Annotated in this window: 17 protein-coding genes and 2 pseudogenes; 7 read left to right on the top strand and 12 right to left on the bottom strand. The window is 60.9% G+C overall.

Annotation, left to right across the window (positions count from 1 at the left end; all coding sequences use genetic code 11):
- Positions 1-171 precede the first annotated feature (171 nt).
- From V5B59_RS22550 to V5B59_RS22580, 7 genes are all read left to right on the top strand, one after another.
- A complete protein-coding gene (locus tag V5B59_RS22550) occupies positions 172-810 on the top strand; it encodes a DUF47 domain-containing protein (RefSeq protein WP_288130556.1) in 639 nt (212 codons plus the stop codon).
- 13 nt (positions 811-823) lie between these two features.
- The gene (locus V5B59_RS22555; protein ID WP_332352343.1) at positions 824-1,837 is read left to right on the top strand and encodes an inorganic phosphate transporter; all 1,014 of its coding nucleotides are present in this window, start codon (positions 824-826) and stop codon (positions 1,835-1,837) included.
- Between the two features lie 84 nt (positions 1,838-1,921).
- Positions 1,922-2,557 (top strand): DUF47 domain-containing protein, encoded by a 636-nt coding sequence (locus V5B59_RS22560; RefSeq protein ID WP_332352344.1) that lies wholly within the window; start codon positions 1,922-1,924, stop codon positions 2,555-2,557.
- 103 nt (positions 2,558-2,660) lie between these two features.
- The gene (locus tag V5B59_RS22565; protein ID WP_169071319.1) at positions 2,661-3,341 is read left to right on the top strand and encodes a TIGR00153 family protein; all 681 of its coding nucleotides are present in this window, start codon (positions 2,661-2,663) and stop codon (positions 3,339-3,341) included.
- A gap of 122 nt (positions 3,342-3,463) precedes the next feature.
- Positions 3,464-4,732: an inorganic phosphate transporter gene (locus tag V5B59_RS22570; protein ID WP_169071320.1), complete on the top strand. Its 1,269-nt coding sequence runs from the start codon at positions 3,464-3,466 to the stop codon at positions 4,730-4,732.
- Positions 4,733-4,774: 42 nt separating this feature from the next.
- Positions 4,775-5,389, top strand: a complete 615-nt coding sequence (locus V5B59_RS22575; protein WP_332352345.1) for a serine/threonine protein phosphatase — start codon at positions 4,775-4,777, stop codon at positions 5,387-5,389.
- A gap of 5 nt (positions 5,390-5,394) precedes the next feature.
- The gene (locus V5B59_RS22580; RefSeq protein ID WP_248594984.1) at positions 5,395-6,846 is read left to right on the top strand and encodes a metallophosphoesterase; all 1,452 of its coding nucleotides are present in this window, start codon (positions 5,395-5,397) and stop codon (positions 6,844-6,846) included.
- 246 nt (positions 6,847-7,092) lie between these two features.
- Here V5B59_RS22580 and V5B59_RS22585 read toward each other — a convergent pair whose 3' ends face one another.
- From V5B59_RS22585 to ltnD, 12 genes and pseudogenes are all read right to left on the bottom strand, one after another.
- Complete coding sequence (locus tag V5B59_RS22585) at positions 7,093-8,628, bottom strand: DUF6399 domain-containing protein (protein WP_332351228.1); 1,536 nt, start codon at positions 8,626-8,628, stop codon at positions 7,093-7,095.
- Positions 8,629-8,836: 208 nt separating this feature from the next.
- Complete coding sequence (locus tag V5B59_RS22590) at positions 8,837-9,613, bottom strand: FadR/GntR family transcriptional regulator (protein WP_288132385.1); 777 nt, start codon at positions 9,611-9,613, stop codon at positions 8,837-8,839.
- A gap of 65 nt (positions 9,614-9,678) precedes the next feature.
- On the bottom strand, positions 9,679-10,497 hold the full coding sequence (denD, locus tag V5B59_RS22595; protein ID WP_332352346.1) for a D-erythronate dehydrogenase: 819 nt from the start codon (positions 10,495-10,497) through the stop codon (positions 9,679-9,681).
- 96 nt (positions 10,498-10,593) lie between these two features.
- Positions 10,594-12,210, bottom strand: a complete 1,617-nt coding sequence (locus tag V5B59_RS22600) for an IS1634 family transposase (RefSeq protein WP_332351692.1) — start codon at positions 12,208-12,210, stop codon at positions 10,594-10,596.
- Positions 12,211-12,306: 96 nt separating this feature from the next.
- On the bottom strand, positions 12,307-12,519 hold the full coding sequence (locus tag V5B59_RS22605) for a hypothetical protein (RefSeq protein WP_332352348.1): 213 nt from the start codon (positions 12,517-12,519) through the stop codon (positions 12,307-12,309).
- A gap of 51 nt (positions 12,520-12,570) precedes the next feature.
- Entirely contained in the window at positions 12,571-13,356 is a 786-nt protein-coding gene (gene otnI, locus V5B59_RS22610) for a 2-oxo-tetronate isomerase (protein ID WP_332352349.1), read from the bottom strand.
- A 77-nt stretch (positions 13,357-13,433) separates the two neighbouring features.
- Positions 13,434-14,405, bottom strand: a pseudogene (locus tag V5B59_RS22615) (MFS transporter); the annotation flags it as partial.
- A 20-nt stretch (positions 14,406-14,425) separates the two neighbouring features.
- Positions 14,426-15,754, bottom strand: a complete 1,329-nt coding sequence (locus tag V5B59_RS22620; RefSeq protein WP_169072214.1) for an IS4 family transposase — start codon at positions 15,752-15,754, stop codon at positions 14,426-14,428.
- A 169-nt stretch (positions 15,755-15,923) separates the two neighbouring features.
- Positions 15,924-16,313 (bottom strand): annotated as a pseudogene (locus V5B59_RS22625) (MFS transporter); the annotation flags it as partial.
- A gap of 133 nt (positions 16,314-16,446) precedes the next feature.
- Positions 16,447-17,088, bottom strand: coding sequence for an aldolase (locus V5B59_RS22630; RefSeq protein ID WP_034914393.1), 642 nt, complete (start codon positions 17,086-17,088; stop codon positions 16,447-16,449).
- Positions 17,085-18,371, bottom strand: coding sequence for a 3-oxo-tetronate kinase (gene otnK / locus V5B59_RS22635; RefSeq protein WP_169071149.1), 1,287 nt, complete (start codon positions 18,369-18,371; stop codon positions 17,085-17,087). The genes V5B59_RS22630 and otnK overlap by 4 nt, the downstream gene beginning before the upstream one ends.
- Positions 18,368-19,306 (bottom strand): L-threonate dehydrogenase, encoded by a 939-nt coding sequence (gene ltnD, locus V5B59_RS22640; RefSeq protein WP_169071148.1) that lies wholly within the window; start codon positions 19,304-19,306, stop codon positions 18,368-18,370. The genes otnK and ltnD overlap by 4 nt, the downstream gene beginning before the upstream one ends.
- Between the last annotated feature and the right edge of the window lie 163 nt (positions 19,307-19,469).

Consider the following 19,469-nt stretch of genomic DNA (forward strand, 5'->3'; position numbering starts at 1 on the left):
AGCGTGGGGGGAATGGATCGTCCGAAGTTCCTTTCCCGCTGCGGCCAGCCTGCGCGATGCTGAGCCATTGCCCGAGTGGGTTTGTGAATAAGTGAATAAGTGGTGCCGACAATCGATCGGCGTGTTTTGACTGAGAACTGCTCCGACGAGCAGATAACCAAGGGAGGTCGTATGTTTAGTAGTCTGATGCCGCAACGCCGGGAATTTTTTGAACTTCTCGCGGCGCATTCCGAAAAGGTCGCTGCCGGGGCCAATGCAACCTTGCGCCTGATCAATGGCCTGGGCGATGGCAGTGGCAACGCTGCGGCGCTGATCGCGGAAGTCAATCTCAACGAAAAAAATGCCGATGAGATCAAGGCCAAGGTGATTGGTCGCCTGCACCAATCCTTTACCACGCCGATCAACCGGGATCAGATCCATTCGCTGATCAGCGATCTCGACATGACGCTCAATGTCCTGCAATCGGTGGCCAACGCCATCGACATGTACGGCATCAAGCAGTCGACGGTCGAAGCCCGCGAAATGGCTTCCTTGAGTGCCGATGCCTGTATGCGCCTCAACCGTGCAGTCGCGGCTTTGGGCGACAAGGCGCGTGGTGAGGAAACACTGAACCTGTGCAAGGAAATCGAGGAAATCGAAACCAAGGCCGACCGGGTACAGCAGAAGGCGATCACCGAGCTTTTCAAGGAGGGGGCCAACGTCTGGCAGACGATGAAGATGCGGGAGTTCTACTCTCTGCAGGAATCCGTCCTCGATTGCTGCCAGGACGCGGCCAAAATGATCGAAGAGATCCTGATCGAGAACTCCTGAGAGGTAGCGCAAAATGGAAGGCCTAAATATGAGCATCTGGACGCTGGGGCTGCTGATTGCAGTGGCTCTGGCGTTCGACTTCATGAACGGGTTTCATGACGGTGCCAACTCGATCTCGACGATTGTCGCCACCGGTGCCCTGACCCCCAAGCAGGCGGTGCTGTTCGCCGCATTCTTCAACTTCGCCGCACTGTGGGTATTCCAGCTCAAGGTGGCGGCGACGATCGGCAAGGGCACCGTCGACCCGAGTTTCGTCGATTATTACGTGATCTTCGGGGCTCTGGTCGGGGCGCTCGCCTGGAACATCATCACCTGGTATTACGGCATTCCGTCCTCGTCCTCGCACGCGCTGGTCGGTGGCCTGGTCGGTGCAACGGTTGCCAAGGCCGGTTCGGGCGCGCCGATCGTCTGGGAGGGTTTCGGCAAGATCCTTGCCTTCATCATCATTTCGCCGCTGGTCGGGGTGATCATCGGCGGTCTGCTGATGGTGCTGGTATCGTGGATCTTCCGCAACAAGTCGCCGTATCAGGCCGGGAAATACTTCAAGAGCGGGCAATTGATCGCCGCCGCCGCGTACAGCCTGGGCCACGGCGGCAACGATGCGCAAAAGACGATCGGCATCATCTGGCTGTTGCTGATCACTGCCGGCGTGGCAACCAAGGACGTGGCGACGTTGCCGACCTGGGTGATCTACTCGTGCTACTTCGCGATCGCCTGGGGAACCTATCTGGGTGGCTGGCGCATCGTCAAGACGATGGGCACCAAGATCACCAAGCTCAATGCGGTCAGCGGTTCGTGCGCCTCGATGGGTGGTGCGATCACGCTCGGGCTGGCGACGCTCGGCGGCATTCCGGTGTCGACGACGCATACCATCACCGGCGCGATCATCGGTGTCGGGGCAGCCACCGACGTCAAGGCGGTGCGCTGGGCGATCACCATGAACCTGCTCGTCGCCTGGGTGCTGACGATTCCTGCCGCCGGGCTGATTGCGGCGATCTTCTGGTACATAGGGACCAAGTTCCTGTAACCCACACAGGTGGGTGCTTGACGGAACGGGCGCCCCGGCAACGGGGCGTCGCAGAACAACAGATGATTATCAAGGGAGTTATATATGTTACCCAAGCGAACCCAGTTTTTTGAGCTCCTCGAGGCACACAGCGAGCGGGTTCTGGCCGGTGCCAATTCCATGCTGCGCCTGATCAACGACCTCGGGGTCAGCGGGCAGGAGGTTGCCGCGCTGATCCAGGAAGTCAACATGAACGAAGCGAGTGCGGACCAGATCAAGGCCGACCTGCTGCTGATGCTGCACAAGTCCTTCGTCACCCCGCTCAACCGTGACCAGGTCTACGAGCTGACGCTGGACATCGACCGGATCATGAATGCGGTGCAGGATGTCGCGCAGGCGGTCGGCATCTACCACATCCATGAGGCCAATGCCGAGTCACGTGAACTCGCGTCGATGGCCGTCGATGCCTGCTCACGCCTGACGCGCGCCATCGCCGCCCTGAAGAAGAATGAGCGTAGCGAAGAGACCGTCAACCTCTGTGTCGAAATCGAGCGTATCGAAGAGAAATCCGATGGGGTCATGCAGCGGGCGATCAAGGCCTTGTATGCGAACGAAGGAAATGAGCAGGCGGCCTTGCGGGCGCTGGCCTTGCAAGAATTCTATGCCTTGCAGGAAAAAGTGCTTCGCACTTGCAAGGCCTCGGCCCAGATGGTCGAAGAGATCCTGCTCCAGAATGCCTGAGACCTGACCTGCTCCGCGCGCGCAACGCCCCGGCAACGGGGCGTTTCCTTTGGCAATCGCCAGATTTCTTCACCTGCTTCAGCCGAGAACGCGGAGAACGCCCATGTTACCCAGCAACCCGATGGCCGCCTTGTTCGGCAAGTCGCCGTTCAAACCGCTGCCGCAACACATGCGCATCGTGATCGAATGCGTCGAAGAAGTGCAGCCCTTGTTTCAGGCCCTGATTGACGACGATCAGGAGCAGCTTGAAGAACGCAAGAACCGCATCTTTGTCAAGGAGCGTGAGGCGGACGCGATGCGGAACGAGCTCTGTGAGCATTTGCCGAGAAGCATGCGCCAGGCGGCGGGCCGGCAGGATCTGCTCGAACTCCTGGCGGCGCAGGATGCCATTGCCGACACTGCGCAGGACATCGCCGGTTTGCTGGTGGAACGTAGGATGGAGGTATACCCGGGCATGGCCGAACCGCTGATGCGACTCGTGGCCCGCTGCATCGATACCTGCCGGCAGGCGCACATCGTCGTCGAGAAGCTTGGCGAGCTGCAGGAGGCCGGATTCCGTGGTCGCGAGGCCAGCCAGGTGGATGAGATGCTTGCTGAACTGGGGAACATGGAATCCGACACCGATTTGATGGGAATGGCGCTGGCCCGAGCCTTGTTCTCGGAGGAGGACAAGCTCAAGCCGGTGTCGGTGATGTTCTGGTACCAGTTGATCCAGTGGGTTGGCAATCTGGCCGATTACGCGGAGAAGGTCGGAGATCGGCTGCGTTTGCTGATCACCCGCTGACGATCACAATTCAAGGAAGATTCCAGGAAGAAGGCCTGCCCGTTTTCGACTTCAACCATCCGAATTCCGGCTGCTCCGTTCGCATGTTCTGCAAGGGGGGATTCGCCAGCTAAGGCGGTAGTATGGAAATCATCGATCAGTATCAAACCTTGTTTTATGTCCTGGCCCTCGCCGGTGGTCTGTACATGACCTGGGGAATCGGCGCCAACGGCGTCGCCAGTGCCATGGGCACTTCAGTTGGTTCGGGTGCGATCACCGTCAGGCAGGCGCTCGTCCTGGCCGCGATCATGGAGTTCTGCGGTGCTTATCTGGCCGGCGGAGAGGTGGCCGACACGATTTCGACAGGCATCATCGACGGCAGGCTCTTCGAACCGGTGCCGCATCTGTTGGTGCTCGGCATGATCGGGGCGCTGCTGGCGGCGGGGGTCTGGCTGATGGTCGCCAGCATGCGCGGCTGGCCAGTGGCGACGACGCATGCCCTCGTCGGCGCCGTGTGCGGGGTTGGCGTTGCGGCCCTCGGCGTGCATGCGGTGCATTGGGAAATGATGGGCGAAATCGTTGCTAGCTGGTTCATCTCGCCGGTCCTGGGCGGTACGGTCGCCCTGCTGCTGACCATGAGCATCCGCAAGCTGATTTTCAATACCGTCAACCCGATCGCCCGGGCGCGCAAGTGGGGTCCGATGTATGTCTTCCTGGTCGGCTGGATGGTTTCTCTGGTCACCATCAGCAAGGGCCTCAAGCATCTGGACATTCATTTCGGCCTGTTCTCGGGTCAGATCCTTGCGATCGTGATCGGCGTCGTCCTGGCTCTTGCCGCCCGGCTGATGATGAACCGCATGCAATTCGATGAGCATCTCGACAGGGCTTTTCAGCACGCCAGCGTCGAGAGGCTGTTCATTCCGCAGATGGTGTTCACCGGCGCGGCGATGGCCTACGCGCATGGTTCAAACGAAGTGGCCATTGGGATTGGCCCGATGGCTGCGGTGATTCAGATCCTGGTGACCAGGGAGGTGTCTGCCATCTCGCCAATCACGCCCTTCCTGTTGTTGATCGGCAGCTTCGGCATGGTTGCCGGTCTGGCCACCTACGGTTACAAGGTGATGGCCACCCTGGGCCACAAGATTACCGAGTTGACGCCAACCCGAGCCTATTGCGCCACCGTTGCCACTGCGTTCGTGACGGTGGCCGCTTCCGGCCTGGGCCTGCCGGTGTCCAGCACGCATATCGCGGTTGGTGCGGTGATGGGTGTCGGCATTGCCCGCGGTATCGGCGCCCTGGACCTGCGTGTGGTCGGTGGCATCATCGTTTCCTGGTTCATTACCGTTCCGGTCGGGGCTCTTCTGGGGGCCAGCATTTTCCATCTCCTGAGAGCAGTATTTTCCATAGAATGATCATGCCTCTTCCTGCTGGATATTTCCACTGAAACTGCAGCCATGACGGAACTGCCTACCCTGCCCATCGAATCGCTGCAGCACTTCAAGGGGATCGACTTCCCGGAGGACATTCGCTTTGGCCAGATTCTGGTGACTGGCCCGCCCGGTGCCGGCAAAAGCACCTTGATCGTGCGTCTCGGCGGCTGGTCGGAGGAGGGCTATCTGGATTTGGGCCGCAAGCATTGGTGGCGATCGGAAATTCTGTCGGTGCGACCGCGCGAGATCCATCTGGGACTTCCGTTTCAGGGCCTGGCCAACGCGGTGTCGGTCTTTGATGCCGAGTTCCTCGATCGCGACCCATTGCCACCCGTCGATTTCGATCGCATCGTCCTGCCGCCTCGCAAGCGTTATTTTTTTTCGGTCGACTGGTATCGGCGCTATGTGTTTGAATTCCTGCTGCCACCTCCCGATCTGGTCTTTGAGCGCCGTGTCGAGCGGGCTCGCCACAGCACCCATCCGGTCGATGCGCAACTGAGCCTCGAGATTTGTACTGCCCAGCTTGCAGTTTTCCGCAGCGTTGCCGAGTTTCTGCACCGCAAGGGCTTCAAGGTGTATCTCCGTGAGGGGGCAGATGGCCACCCGAGACGTTTCCATGAGCCGCAGTCGCAGCCGTGAGAACGATGGCCGCCCGGCGCTCGTTCAAGCTGTCGAGCTTGTTGGCGTGGCTAAAAGGAGTTGCGGCGAGACTGGGCTTCGGCTGGGGGCGCGACCTCAGACTGGGCGACTCCTACCGACTGGGCAGCAGCAAGGTGCGGGTTCCTCTTGGTGGTCTGCCGATCGAGATCTCGCTCGGTCTCAACGACAAACGCCTGCATCTCTACCCGGAGACGCGACTCAATGCGCGCGGTGAACCGCTCAGGCTGGGTAGCTTCATCATCGTCGATCCCAGCGCTCATCGTCGCCGCATCAGCGGTTTTCTGCGCCTGACCCCGAAGAGCTGGCTGTCGCTGGGTTCGGCGGACATGCTCCAACAGGCCCTGTTCAATTACCCCGCAGCCATCGATGAGGAGCACCTGGTGGTGATCCATGGCCGCGACGCGCTGGTGTTTCGCAATTTGAGCGACGCCGGTACGGCGATCGGACCGGCACCTGCGGAAGATGGCTGGCTTCGCGAGAAACTCTGGCGGCGGTTGCGTGCGCTTTTCGGTGGTTCGATTGCGCTGTTGCCCAGGGATGAGGCGATGCAACTCATCGAAGACGTCAATCGGCTGCTGCAGAAGGAGATCCATCGACCAATCGATGAGCGGGGCATGCCGGGTGGATTGCTGCGGCTACCGTCGACGCTCACCCCGATTATCGTTGCCGACCTGCATGCCCGGATCGATAACCTGCTGACGGTTTTGAGCCAGAACGCTTTTCTCGACGCGCTGGAGCAGGGTACGGCGGCGCTGGTGATTATTGGCGATGCCGTGCATTCCGAAATGGATGGGCAGTTGCGGGAGATGGAGAGTTCGATGCTGATGATGGATCTCATTTTCCGGCTCAAACTGCGCTTTCCGGAGCAGGTGTTCTATCTTCGCGGCAACCACGATTCGTTTTCCGAGGACATGTCCAAGGACGGAATTCCGCAGGGACTGCTGTGGGCCAGGGAACTCGGCGAGCGACGCGGTACGGCCTACCTGAAAGCCATGCAAGAGTTCTACCAGCTGTTGCCTTACGTGGTGGCTTCCGAGAATTTCGTGGCCTGCCATGCGGCGGCGCCGATAAGCAAGATCAGCATCGAGATGCTGGTGCAAATCCACCGTCACCCGAAGCTGGTCATGGAGTTGATCAGCAACCGCCTGCAGCGGCCGAACCGGCCACAGGGCTATCACCGGCGCGATGTCAAACGCTTTCGCCAATGCCTGCAAGTGAAACCGGAAACGCCCTTGATCGTTGGCCACACGCCGATCGACCGGGAGAACACCCTGTGGCTCGACGTCGATGGCATCGCCAATCATCATGTGCTGTTCAGCGCCAATCCCGAGCAGGTCGGCGTTTTCACCCGTGTTGGCGGTACCATGATCCCCCTGGTCTACCCGGTAGACGCGTTGACGCCGATCATCAACGCTCTCGATCAGGCGCCGGGCTGAGCCGCGAAGACTCTCCGCGGCAGCAACAGCATCCGGAGCTGAATATGATCATGATCGGGGTGCCTGGAAAAGTCATGACCGTTACCATGAAAGTCGCGTCAGCGACTCACGAACCTCCCCTCCCCACTCGCGGGGGAGGGGTTGGGGGAGAGGGAAACGGTCATGACTTCCATGATCGGGGGTGCCTGGAAAAGTCATGACCGTTAGGCACTGCGCAGAAATGACTTGAAATGTTTGGCTTCCCACTTAAGCCGGGACAATCTCTAACTTCAATGGGTTATGCACAACCCGGTGGCGGGACTTCCTCGGTAAGGGAAGTTCCCCCATCTGGTTGAGCAGCCAATCGAAAAGATCAGGGAAAGAGGTGCTAAACAGACGTTCGGCTGCGATAGTGCCGTCACTACGTCTCACCCCATAGTTGTGGATAACCGTTAGCGCAGCCAGGCGGCATTTCGTCAGACCTCGCCCGTTATGATACAACTGGGACAAGCGGCCATTGCGCCCTTCGACGGCGGAGGAGCTGCGATGGAACTGTCGCACCATCCATTCCCCCCATTCTAGCCAGCGCTGCAACTCACTCTCGGAGAATCCCGAATGGAACGGGTCTGCTTTCCAGGCCTCTAATGCTCGCTGCCAAGCCTCCTGATACCGTTTCCGGTGAACCCTGTTTTGCGTTTTCCGCATTTGGTAGTGCCAATAGAGTACGGGCAACAGCTTGCTCGTCAGCCATTGCCGAGTCGCTTCATCCAGAGACCAGCCCAGCAGGATTTCTTCTACCCAAAGCCACCAAAAGCTGACGTGACTCGATAAGGCGCCGATCTGGGCACGGAACTTCTTCAGGGCGGAACGGGTATCCTGGATCCCTTGTTGCGCCGCCAGAGTTTCCAGGGCCTGTGCTCGCGTTTCCAGTCCTGCCACTACGCTCTCCGCCGTCGTGCGAGTATTCTCCTCCAGGGAGAAGGGATGGATTTCCTCGGCGATTCCCAGCAACTGCTTCTGGTACTCTTGCTGCGCCTGTTCCACTTGCGCGCGGGCTTCCCAGGCACAGGCCTGTTGTGCCGCCAAAGCCGCCTTTTCCTCGGTACTGGCTCCGCGCGACGGCTGATCAAGGGCCTTCTGGGCCAGTTCGCAGCACTGATCCGCCTTGGCTTTTCGACGTCCCAAGGCCGGTGACAACCAGCGACTGAGGCCATATTGCTCGTGGAACGTATCCGCGCCCGAGGTACACTCAAAGCCTGTGACCGCTAATTTGATCAGGGCCTTCGCCCGGTCACTGATGGCGTGGTTGACTTCGATACCCAGTGCTTCCAGGCGCGGGGTCACCTGGGCAAACCAGGTATCGAAACCCCGGTCCTTCTGAATCGACTCCAGCAATAGGTAGCCCGAGGACAAATCCATCAGCACCAAGATCAGAATCTCCCCAAAGAACGTCTCATCCGCGGCCACCACCGCTTGGCGTGTCCGCGTCGGTACCGAGGCTTCACACTGTTGCTGAAACAGGGGCAACAGCGCTTCCATCCGGCTGAGTTGGGTCTGCAAGGCGCTGGGAGACACCCCCACATGGGTATGAAGGCGGATCAATTGGAAGAAATCCGACAAGGCACCCGCCCCCACATGATGTTGCAGCCCGAACGTGTACAGCACAGCAAATACCAGCAATCTCAGCCATGCCTCCCCCTCTTCGGTTTCCCAAAACCCCGATTCAGGATGTCGGTTCCTACGGGCTTGCGCTTGCAGGTGGCGATGAACACTGCTTTTCGGGCGATGAATTAATTCCCCCACTGCACGCAGGCTTCGTTTTCCCTGGTCTGTAAGTGCGGCAAAAATGACGCGGCTGGTTGTCCGTATGGCTTGAGTCGTAGAGTTTTTTTGTCATAAAACTGATGATACAGGAGATGCGGCAACCAGTTCCCATCTCCTCAGCTCCCTTCATCCTCAGACTCTATCGGTAGCATGACTGTCCCGCTTTAAGTGGGAAGCCAAATGTGTTTCACTCCCGTTCAGGCTGCAGTTCAATGGCGTAGCGGGCGCCTTCCTCGTTCCAGAACATCTCGTCAGCCTGCCGGATCCGTTTCGCCGCGTTGAGCATGTGTATCCGCCCTGCCCGCCGCGCCGCTGCCGCGTCCCTGCTCTCAATCGCAGACAGAATGGCTTCATGCTCGGTACGTACCTGTTGCGCGAAGTTGGCGCGCCGGGCCTCGTTGGCACGGGTGATGCGGGTAACCTTGCGCAATAGCTGGTCGAGAAAGCCCAGTACTGCGACGTAATGACGATTACCGGTCGCCGCGGCAATCTGCTGGTGGAAACTCACGTCTTCCTCGACACCATCGCGACCGTCAGCAACCGCTGCACTGAGTGCGGCCAGCGTCATGCGCAGTCCTTGTACCTGTTCCGGAGTGGCGCGTTCGGCCGCGAGCCCGGCCGCCTCGGTTTCGATGGCCCGCCGCAGATCGAGCATTTCGATCACTGCACGAACCGAATCCACACCATGCGTATTCACCCGTACTGAGGCAAAACCGGTCTGGCTGAGCACGAACACCCCGCTGCCCTGGCGCGATTCGAGCAAACCATCGGATTTCAGCCGCGATACTGCCTCGCGCACGACGGTGCGGCTGACACCAAGCTGCTGCGCCATCTTGCCCTCCGCTGGCAGCTTCGTGCCGACCGCAAAATCGCCGCGGTCGACCTTCTCGCGTAGCAACTGCGCTACCCGTTCGGTGAGATTGAGCGAAGTGTCCAGCGTCTGTAGAACCTCGTCAGCAAGCATGCGGTAGCGCCTCAAGTCAATGGGAAAGTTATCCTGTCGGTAACATCCGGATTGGCAGTGCCGATTCAAATCTCCCCGAGCGATTGCGGATTATCCTCCATATAGCTGCGGATGATGCTTGCAAAGTCAGAATCGGGGGAAAGACCGAGGGCCAGCGCGCGGGCAGAAGTCATTCCTGCCGGCCAACTCCCGACGATGCGCTGGATGTTGGCGTCGGCTTGGTGGTGGATGCGGTTTGCCACCCGCTCACCGGCGACGCTGCGCAGTGCCTCGATCATGACACCGACACTGACTGTCAGCGCCGGCAGGTTCATCGCGATACGAGTTCCCCACTGTTCGCTACTGGCGTTCATCGCGGTCAGCAAACCGCGCACGGCAGCGCGTGGCGACAGCAGAGAGACCTGCATTTCCACGGGCACCGGGCATACCGCCGCGTGTCCGGCGAGCGGTTCGCGAACGATGCCGCTGAGAAAACTGGATGCCGCCGCATTGGGCTTGCCTGGTCGCACCGAAATCGTCGGCAGGCGCAGGCTGCGGCCATCAATGAAACCCTTGCGGCTATAGTCGGCGATCAACTGTTCGCACATGAACTTCTGAATGCCGTAGGAGTTTTGCGGTTGCGGCAGAGTGAAATCGTCCACGACCGTGGGTAACTCGCCGCCGAACACGGCCACCGAACTGGCGAACACCAGGCGTGGGCGGCTGGCGACGTGCCGGCAGGCTTCCAGCAAGGCGCGTGTGCTGTCGAAGTTGACCCGCAGGCCAAGGTCGAAGTCTGCTTCGCACTCGCCGGAAACCGCCGCTGCGAGATGGAAGACGTTGGACGTATGCGGGGCGATCACTGCTCCGCCGGCGGCGAGCAGTGTCGCCAGATCGCCGCTCACGACCCGACGGATCTTCCCCCAGCCAGCAAGCGCAGTTATGCTGTAACTATCGGTTTTTGTTAAAAAAATAGCCGATGCCGCAAAAGCGGCGCCTGCCTACGCGGCGAGCTTGTCGGCTTTGGCCTTGAGCGGGAAGGACAGACCGATGGCGCTGAGGATTTTGGCCTGTTGATCGTCCGGGCGTGGCAGATGCGTGTGACGCTGACCGTTGCGGTCGGTGGTGTAGAGATAGGTCAATCGTCCGAGGGCCACCAGGGCGTCGTCCGGGGTGATGGCGGCGGGGTCGTCTTCGGTGCTGCCGAAGGTCTGCCGCAGAGCCGCTTCAAACCGCCGCGTGATTTTTAAGGCCAGCATCGCCACGAAGACATGCGCCTTGGTCCGCTCGGCCTTGCGCAGGAAGATCGGGCGAATTTCCAGAAAGGTGGTTTTCACGGTGCGGAAGTTGCGCTCGACTTTTTGCAGATCGCGATAACGCGCATCGACCGTCTTCGCGTCCATCAAGGTGAGCGGCACATTGGTTTCCAGCAGATAGCAGCCGTCGAGCAGAGCGTCTTGCTCTTTGGCCTCCTCGTCGATGGTACAGACAATGACGCGTTCTTTCAGCGTCAGGGTGACAAACGCGCTGAGCTTGTGGCTCTTGGTCCAGCGCTGCAAGGCGGCCAGGCCTGCTGCCGCGCTGGCGCGCTTGGAGTCCTTGACGAAGGCATTACGTTCGGCGACCTTCGCTTGCAACTGCGCCAGCTTGTCCTCCCGCCGACGCTCCTCGCGCACCCGCACAGTCTCGTTGCGGCGCACGATCAGGCGTTTATCGTTGTGCTCCACCTCGCACAGATGCGCATCGAAGAGATCCGTCTGCAGCACCCCCTCCTTGAGGAAGGTGCGTATCTGCGCGTCCGTCAACGCCGTGATATAACGGAAGCCCTGTACCGACAGCGCGGCTTTCCCCTTGGCCTTGATCATTCCCCGATCGCCGACCATCACCACCTCGGCAATGCCGAATTGTTCCTTCAGGATCGTGATCTGGCTGGCCACCGTCGTCGGGTCCGCGGTATTCCCTTCGAAGACCCGCACGGCCAGAGGCTCCCCGTCCTCCGCGGTCAACAAACCGATGACGATTTGCGGCTTGCCGCGCTTGCCGTCGCGGTTGTAACCATATTGCCCCAGCTCGTTGCATTCCCCTTCAAAGTAGCTCGAAGTGACGTCGTAAAGCACCAGCACGGGCGGTTGGCCCTGCGCCTTGACATAGGCCTGGTAAAGCTCCCGCTCGATGCGTTCCTGCTGGCTCGCCAGCCAGTCCAGCGCGGCATAGAGGTCGTCCTCATCGAACGCCTCCACCGCCAACACATCGGCCACCGTGTGCTGTTTCGCCCAGCGTACCGCCGACAACCGCGAGCCACCATGCGCGATACGCGCGAGAATCAGGAACAGGTTGAGCTTGCTTTCCGCAGCGCTGCCCAGCACCCGCGTGAGGCCCACCTGGTCGGCCAACTGCTTGAGGGCAAACAGCACCCCAAAAATCTCGCCGCTGGTCATCTCTCCCGACCAGTCGTCGAATTCGCCCTTCACCAGACGTTCCATGGCGACGATTCGTTCCGGTGCCCAGTTCGTCAGATTGGCGATGGTTCGTGTGCAGACTTTGCCTCCCTCGCGATAGGACTCGCGAAGCAGGATGGCCGGCCTGGACTTTCGGTTGGGGACGCGGGCGATGTACATGCCGACAATAATAGCCAATAGCACATTGTTTGTAAATAGCTATTATTATATTTACATGCCTACATTTTTGCCGATTTTCTGGTTTCTTGCCATGAATCAACGACTTACCTCAAGGGCTCCGGGAAGGTCCGCCCGAACGCGCGGGTCGGCCAGCAGAATTGGATCGCTCGGGGTAAACAGGTCGAGCAGCGTCAGACTGGTCAACGGCAGCAGGCGACCCTCTGCATCCGGCAAGGTCTCCTGCGCGAGCAGCGCCCGCGCCAGACGGACACCCAGAAAACCGGCAGCGCCGGTGATGATGACGTTCATGTGGTGGCTCCTTATCATTCATGCGAGAGTCGCGTCAGCGACTCGCCAATATCAGTGCCGTTCGCGCCAGGCACGCAGCCAGCCCAGACCGGCCGAAGTGCCAGCGCGCGGCCGGTACTCGCAGCCGACCCAGCCTTGGTAGCCACTGGCGTCGAGCATTTCGAACAGGTAGGGATAATTGATTTCGCCGCCATCGGGCTCGTTGCGATCGGGGACGCTGGCGATCTGCACATGGCCGATACCCGCCTGGTACTGGCGATATTTCATGGCGATGTCGCCCTCGACGATTTGCAGGTGATAGAAATCCATCTGTACCTTGAGATTGCCGGCGCCGACCGCTGCGACGATGGCGTGTGCCTGGTCCTGTCGATTCAGGAAATAGCCTGGAATATCGCGCGTATTGATCGGCTCGATCAGAACCGTGCGGCCCTGTTCGCTGGCCAGTGCACAGGCGAGTCGCAAATTGCTGATGTAGGTATCGCGGCAGGCCTCTGGACTCATTCCCGACTTGGGAATGCCGGCCATCACATGGATGCGCTCGTTGCCGAGTACTTCTGCATAGCGCAGAGCCTGCGCGACGCCCGCAGCGAATTCGAGGTGGCGGCCGGGCAGGCAGGCGATGCCGCGTTCGCCGGCCGACCAGTCGCCCGGCGGCAGGTTGAACAAGGCCTGTTCGAGGCCATGCGCCTGTAGCTGGGCGGCGATCTCCTCGGCCGGGTAGTCGTACGGAAAAAGGTATTCGACACCTTCAAAGCCATCCGCGGCAGCGGCGGCGAAGCGCTCAAGGAAGGGCAAATCCTGGTACATGAAGCTCAGGTTGGCGGCAAAACGGGGCATCTTGAATCTCCTTCGGGGATGGTGGGTCTGGCCACGCCGGCCGACCCACCGGGTTGATCAGTTGCCGATGCATCGGCTCAGCGGTTGACCTTGTCGGCCGGTGTGGTGAGTACCAGCGCGCTGCCGATGACCAGTGACAGTGCAATCACGTACATCGCGACCTCCGTGTTGCCGGTGGCGTCACTGAGCATGCCGATCAAGTTCGGGCTGGCATAACCAGCCAGATTTCCCACCGAGTTGATCAGTGCGATACCAGCGGCGGCGACGGTACCGCTCATCAGCGCCGTCGGCAGCGACCAGAACAGGGGAGCGCAGGTGATCGCACCGGCAGCGGCGAAAGAGAGCGCGATGATACCCAGCATCGGGTTGCTGGCGCCAATCGCCGCCGCTGCACTGAAACCGACGGCACCGACCATCGCCGGCACGACGAGGTGCCAACGGCGTTCCTGCATGCGGTCGGCACTACGTCCGACGAGGATCATGACGATCACCGTCAGGATGTTCGGGATCGCTGCATACACGCCGATCATCAGTTTGTCGCTGATGCCGCTTGCCTTGACCAGCGTTGGCAGCCAGAAAGTGATGGCGTACTGGCCCATGACGAAGCAGAAGTAGATCGCGCAGCACAGCCAGACGAAACCGCTCCTGAATACGGCACGCACCGCCTCGCCGGAAGTATGCGATTCGGGGGGCGCCTGATGAAGGGCAATATCCTTCTCGATCAGGACCTTCTCTTCTTCGCTCAGCCACTTGGCCTTGCGGATGCCGTTGTCGAGATAGAAGATCACCGCAATACCGACGAGTACCGCCGGCACGGCTTCGATCATGAACATCCACTGCCAGCCGGCCCAGCCGTGTGTATTTTCCAGGGCTTTCATGATCCAGCCCGACAGCGGGTTACCGAAGATACCCGATACCGGGATGGCGGCCATGAACACGGCAACCATCTTGGCGCGCCGGTGCGACGGGAACCAGTAGGTGAGGTAGAGGATGACCCCAGGATAAAATCCGGCTTCTGCCGCACCGAGCAGGAAACGCATGGCGTAGAAGGCACCCGATTACCCACAACTCATCCGTCATTGAAATAGGCGGCACGGCCAGCCTCCAGGGCAATGGCAAATGCCCTGACCTTCTGCATCCCTTCCCAGATCGCCTTGGGGCCGGGATGCCCGTCGTGTTTTCGCCCGAGAAAGCCGCCAAAGCCGGCAATCAGCCGCACCATCTGACCCAGGGGCGGGGGAGCATCCGGCGGTGGTGAGCGATGGGCGACGATCCAGGCGGCTTGCCATTCCTCGATATCAAACACCACGTCACAGGGCAAATCGGGGCAGTCCCGGCCCCAGGTAACCAAGGACAGGATGCGCCAGGCGATAATCAGGTAAATGACCAAGGCGCGTTCCAGTCGCTCCATGCTGCCCAACTGCAGGGATTCTATCTTGCAGCCTGATTTCCAAATGCGGAAAAGAATTTCTATCAGCCAGCGGCGGCGATACCAATCAATGAGTTGTACGATGTCTTCGAGCGTTTCCGCCGTCCGATTGGTCAGCAATTTCCATTCAATGGGCTCCTCCCCAACCGGCGGGTTTTCTTCTCGCGCCAGGATCGCGGTCACGGTCACGACCGGCGCACCCTTGCGTACGGGCAAGGTGACCCGCTCCCGGTAAAGCGTTTGCCGCACCAGTCGGGCCGGGCGGTCTGGCGCTGCGGGCATGGTGAATTCCAGTTCTCCTTCCGCTTCGCCACCGCCCACACGGTCCCACAGCTTGTCGCCCATGCTCGTCTTGCGGTTATGCTTGGACCGGATCAGGTAGTCCGCCGGATAGTCCCGCTCGGCGGCCGTGTTCATCACCGCTCGAATGTCGCCTTCCCTATCCGTTATGTATACCAGCCGGCTACCAGGCACGGTCTCGGCCAGATCGGCCACGATGGTATAGCCTTCCACCCAGCGGATACTTTCCTTGATGTCGGGCTGACCTTTTGGCTTTCGCGCCCACATCCAGCAGTCGGTCGCGCCCAACACCAACCCGCTCGGCGTCATCGCCAGGGTCGGATGCGCAAACATCCCATGCTGGGCGTCGTAGCTCAACCGTCCCAGCCCGGCAATCCCCGGCTGCGAGGTAAAATCCGCTTCGGTGGTATCCTGAACACACAAGACAACCGGCTGGCCCTGCATCCGCTTTATCGTTTGCTGGGTATGAACCTCCAGGATTTCACGCCAGTCCGTCGCGGGATTGTCCAGCAGCCGGTAGGCCGCTTTGGTTTCCGCCCAACCCCCGCAAGCCACCGGGATGCTTCCGGTCGGTTGTGCCGACAGATCATCCACCAGCTTGATCAAGCGCCGCGTCCGCCGCGCATCCCCCAAATCCAGATCCTTGAACTCCTCCGCTGCCCAACCCATGCCATACCTCCGCAAGATTACGAAATATACGTTTTAACAACAGCTTGAAAACTGTTGCCGTTTGCATATATGGGGTGGGTAAGCGGAAATGCAACAGCGTTTGCTATCGCGTTGGAGTCAAGCCACGCCGCGCGCTCCTATGTCAAGTGAGTTGTGGGTAATCGGGTGCGTAGAAGGCGTAGCGATTGTCCACCCAGGCAAATGCGCCCGAGATCAGGCCCCAGGTAATCATGATGCGGGCGATCCACAGCTTGGCGCCGACACGGTGCAGAATCAGATTACTCGGTATCTCGAACAGGAAATAGCCGACGAAGAAGAGGCCCGCGCCCAGGCCATATACGGCTTCGGCCGTCCCGGGATTGAAGTCGGTGAAGGATCTCATCATGTCGAGCTTGGCGAAGCCGACATTCACGCGGTCCAGGTAGGCGACCACGTAACACAGCATCAGAAACGGCATGATTCGCCAGGCGATCTTGCGATAGGTCGCGTCGAGATCGACGGTGGCGCTGGGTGATATGTTGACGCTGGATAGCGTCGTAGCAGCAGAAGGTATTGCCATGGTCATTTCCTCATTTGGTGGATGCGTGTCGGTCCACTCCGTTGTCCCCACGCCCCTGTTTTTAAGCTGTGGAGCGGTCTCGTCGCATCCCCAGGGGCGATGCTTCGGGATCCCTCCGGACGGAGAGCAGCCCTTACCAGACCGCGCCGAAAGCCCGGCGCAACTCCTCGATCTGTTCTTCGTTCAGCGGCGGCGGTTTGTCCGTTGCGGCGAGCCAGAGCTTCGCCGTCTCTTCGAGTTCTTCGAGCAGACAAGCTGCGGCGGCGACGCTTTGCTGCCAGACCACCGGGCCGAGGCGCTCCAGGAGCACGGCCCGGACCCCGCGCGCTGCCGCCAGCCGCACCTTTTCGGCGGCAGCCGGATCGCCGGGGCGGTGGTAGGGGATCAGCGGCACATGCCCGACCTTCATCACGTAATAGGGTGTGATGGGTGGCAGGATGTCATCGCTTGCCCAGACGCCGGCCAGACTCAGGCGCACCAGGTGCGTCGAGTGCGTGTGCAGCACCGCACAACTGCCGGCGCTTTCACCATAGATCAGGCGATGCAGCGTCAGCGTCTTCGATGGACGATCGCCGGAGACCTGTCTGCCTTCCCGGTCGACCCTGGCGATTGCCGTCGGGTCGAGAAAGCCGAGGCAGGCATCCCTTGGGGTGATCAGCCAGCCATCTTCGAGACGCACGCTGATGTTTCCCGCCGAACTGTGCACATAGCCGCGCTGGTAGAGGCTGGCGCCGATGCGGCAGATTTCTTCGCGCGCGCGCGTCTCGGCGCTCATGCCAGGGTTCTCGCCGAAGCCACTTGGCGCAGGGCTTTTTCGAAGAAGTCCGGGGTACCAAAATTGCCGCTCTTGAGCGCCAGCAGCAGCGGTTCGGCGGCCAGTGTCGCCGTCCACGGTACACCGGGGTCGATTTGTGGACCGATCTGCAGCGCGCTCACCCGGAGAGCACCGACCACGGCGCCGGAGGTTTCGCCACCGGCGACGACGAGTTTGCGCACACCCTGTTCAACCAGTGCCAGAGCCACCCGTGCCAGCGCCAGTTCGATCAGATGACCGGCGTGCTCGGCGCCCAATTCAGCCTGCACCTGGTGCACCGCATCCGGCTCACTGGTCGCGTAGATCAGTACCGGGCCAGCCGCGAGCTGTGGCGCAGCCCAGGCCAGTGCGGCGCCGACCGCATCCTCGCCGCGCGCGAGCGCGAAGGGATCGAGCTGGAATGCCGGTCTTCCGGCGGCCTGCCAGGTCTGCACCTGCACATTGCTGGCCCGCGAGCACGAACCCGAGAGCACTGCGGCGAAACCGTCGACGACCGGTAGAGCAGCGGCTACCGGATTCGACACGAGCAGACCCTGGCGGCGGAAGTTCTCCGGCAGGCCGAGGGCGACGCCGGAACCGGCGGTGATCAGCGGATGCTCGGTACAGGCTTCGGCGATCTGGTAGAGGTCGGCGTCGCTCAGTGCATCGACGATCGCAAGTCGAACCCCCGCGGCCTTGAGTGCGGCGAAGCGAGCGCGGATCGCCGCTGCGCCAGCCTGGACGCTGTCGTAACGGACCAGTCCCACCTGGCCGCGGCTCTGGCTTTGCAGCACGCGCACCAGGTTGGGGTCGGTCATTGGCGTCAAGGGATGCTGTTGCATGCCGGATTCGTTGAGCAGCACATCGCCGACGAACAGGTAGCCGCGACAGATGGTGCGGCCGTTCTCGGGAAATGCCGGGCAGGCGATCGCGAAATCTGCCCCCAGGCGTGCCAGCAGGGCCTCGCTGACCGGACCGATATTGCCGGTCGCGGTCGAATCGAAGGTCGAGCAATACTTGAAGTAGAACTGCCGGCAGCCGGCAGCCTGCAGCCAGTCCAGTGCTGCCAGCGATTGCTGCACGGCTGCAGCGGCCGGGATCGTGCGCGACTTCAATGCGACCACGATGGCATCGACCTCCGGCCCCAGCGGTACGGACGGCAGACCGATCGTCTGGACGGTACGCATGCCGCTGCGCACCAGCATGTTGGCCAGATCGGTGGCGCCGGTAAAGTCGTCGGCGATACAACCGAGCAGCGCGCTCATCGTCCGGCTCCCGCCGGCAGATCGATGCCGGTGAGCGCCTGAAACATCTTGATCACCGCCGAATCGTCTTCAGCACCATAGCCGCGGGCGCTAGTAGCGAGGTACATCTGGTGAGCAGCCGAGGTCAACGGCAGCGGAAACGGGTATTTTCGTGCCGTGTCGAGGACGATACCGAGATCCTTGATGAAGATGTTCACTGCCGATAGTGGCGTGTAGTCACCGGCGAGAATGTGCGGCACGCGGTTCTGGAACATCCACGAACTGCCGGCGCTGTTGCTGATGACTTCGAACAGTGCCTGCGGATCGGCGCCGGCCTTGATCCCCAGAGCCATCGCCTCGGCCGCCGCCGCGATATGCACACCGGCGAGCAACTGATTGATCATCTTGACCTTGGAGCCCTGCCCCGGTGCGTCGCCCAGGCGATACACGCGCGCCGCGATGGCCGTGAGCACCGCTTCGCAGGCGGCGAAAGCGGCCGGCGTGCCGGACGCCATGATCGTCATCTCGCCACTCGCCGCCTTGGCGGCACCGCCAGAAACCGGTGCATCGAGCATCAGGATGCCCAGTTCACCCAGGCGTTCACCAAAGCGCTCGGCCACGTCGGGAGCGATCGTCGCGCTGAGAATGGCCACCGCACCCGGCGGCAACGCTGCCGCCGCACCGTCCTGCCCGAAGAGCGCGGCTTCGGTCTGATCGGCATTGACCACCAGCACGATCAGGACCTGACTGCCCGCGGCGACCTGTGCCGGCGTCGAACAGGGCAGCGCACCCAGAGCCGCAAAATCCGCAAGCACGCCTGGCCGCACATCGCAAACACGAGTGCTAAAGCCCTCCCGCAGCAGCGAGCGCGCCACACCTCCCCCCATTGATCCCAGACCGATCACCCCGACGACGGGTCGTACGGCCACTGCTTCTTCCGTGGTAAGCGCAGACATGGTTTTCACTTCTCCTCTGACGAATAAACTTAGCATGTAATCATCTTATAGTACAACTTTAGGCATTGCAAGTGTTTTTTGAGGAGCTGCGGGCACTCGTCAACAGGTCATCGCTACCCGGATCGCCGCCAGGAAGGAAAAGCAGGTGGCCATCGCGTCGATG

This window comes from Candidatus Accumulibacter contiguus, from assembly GCF_036625285.1.
Taxonomy (GTDB): Bacteria; Pseudomonadota; Gammaproteobacteria; order Burkholderiales; family Rhodocyclaceae; genus Accumulibacter; species Accumulibacter contiguus.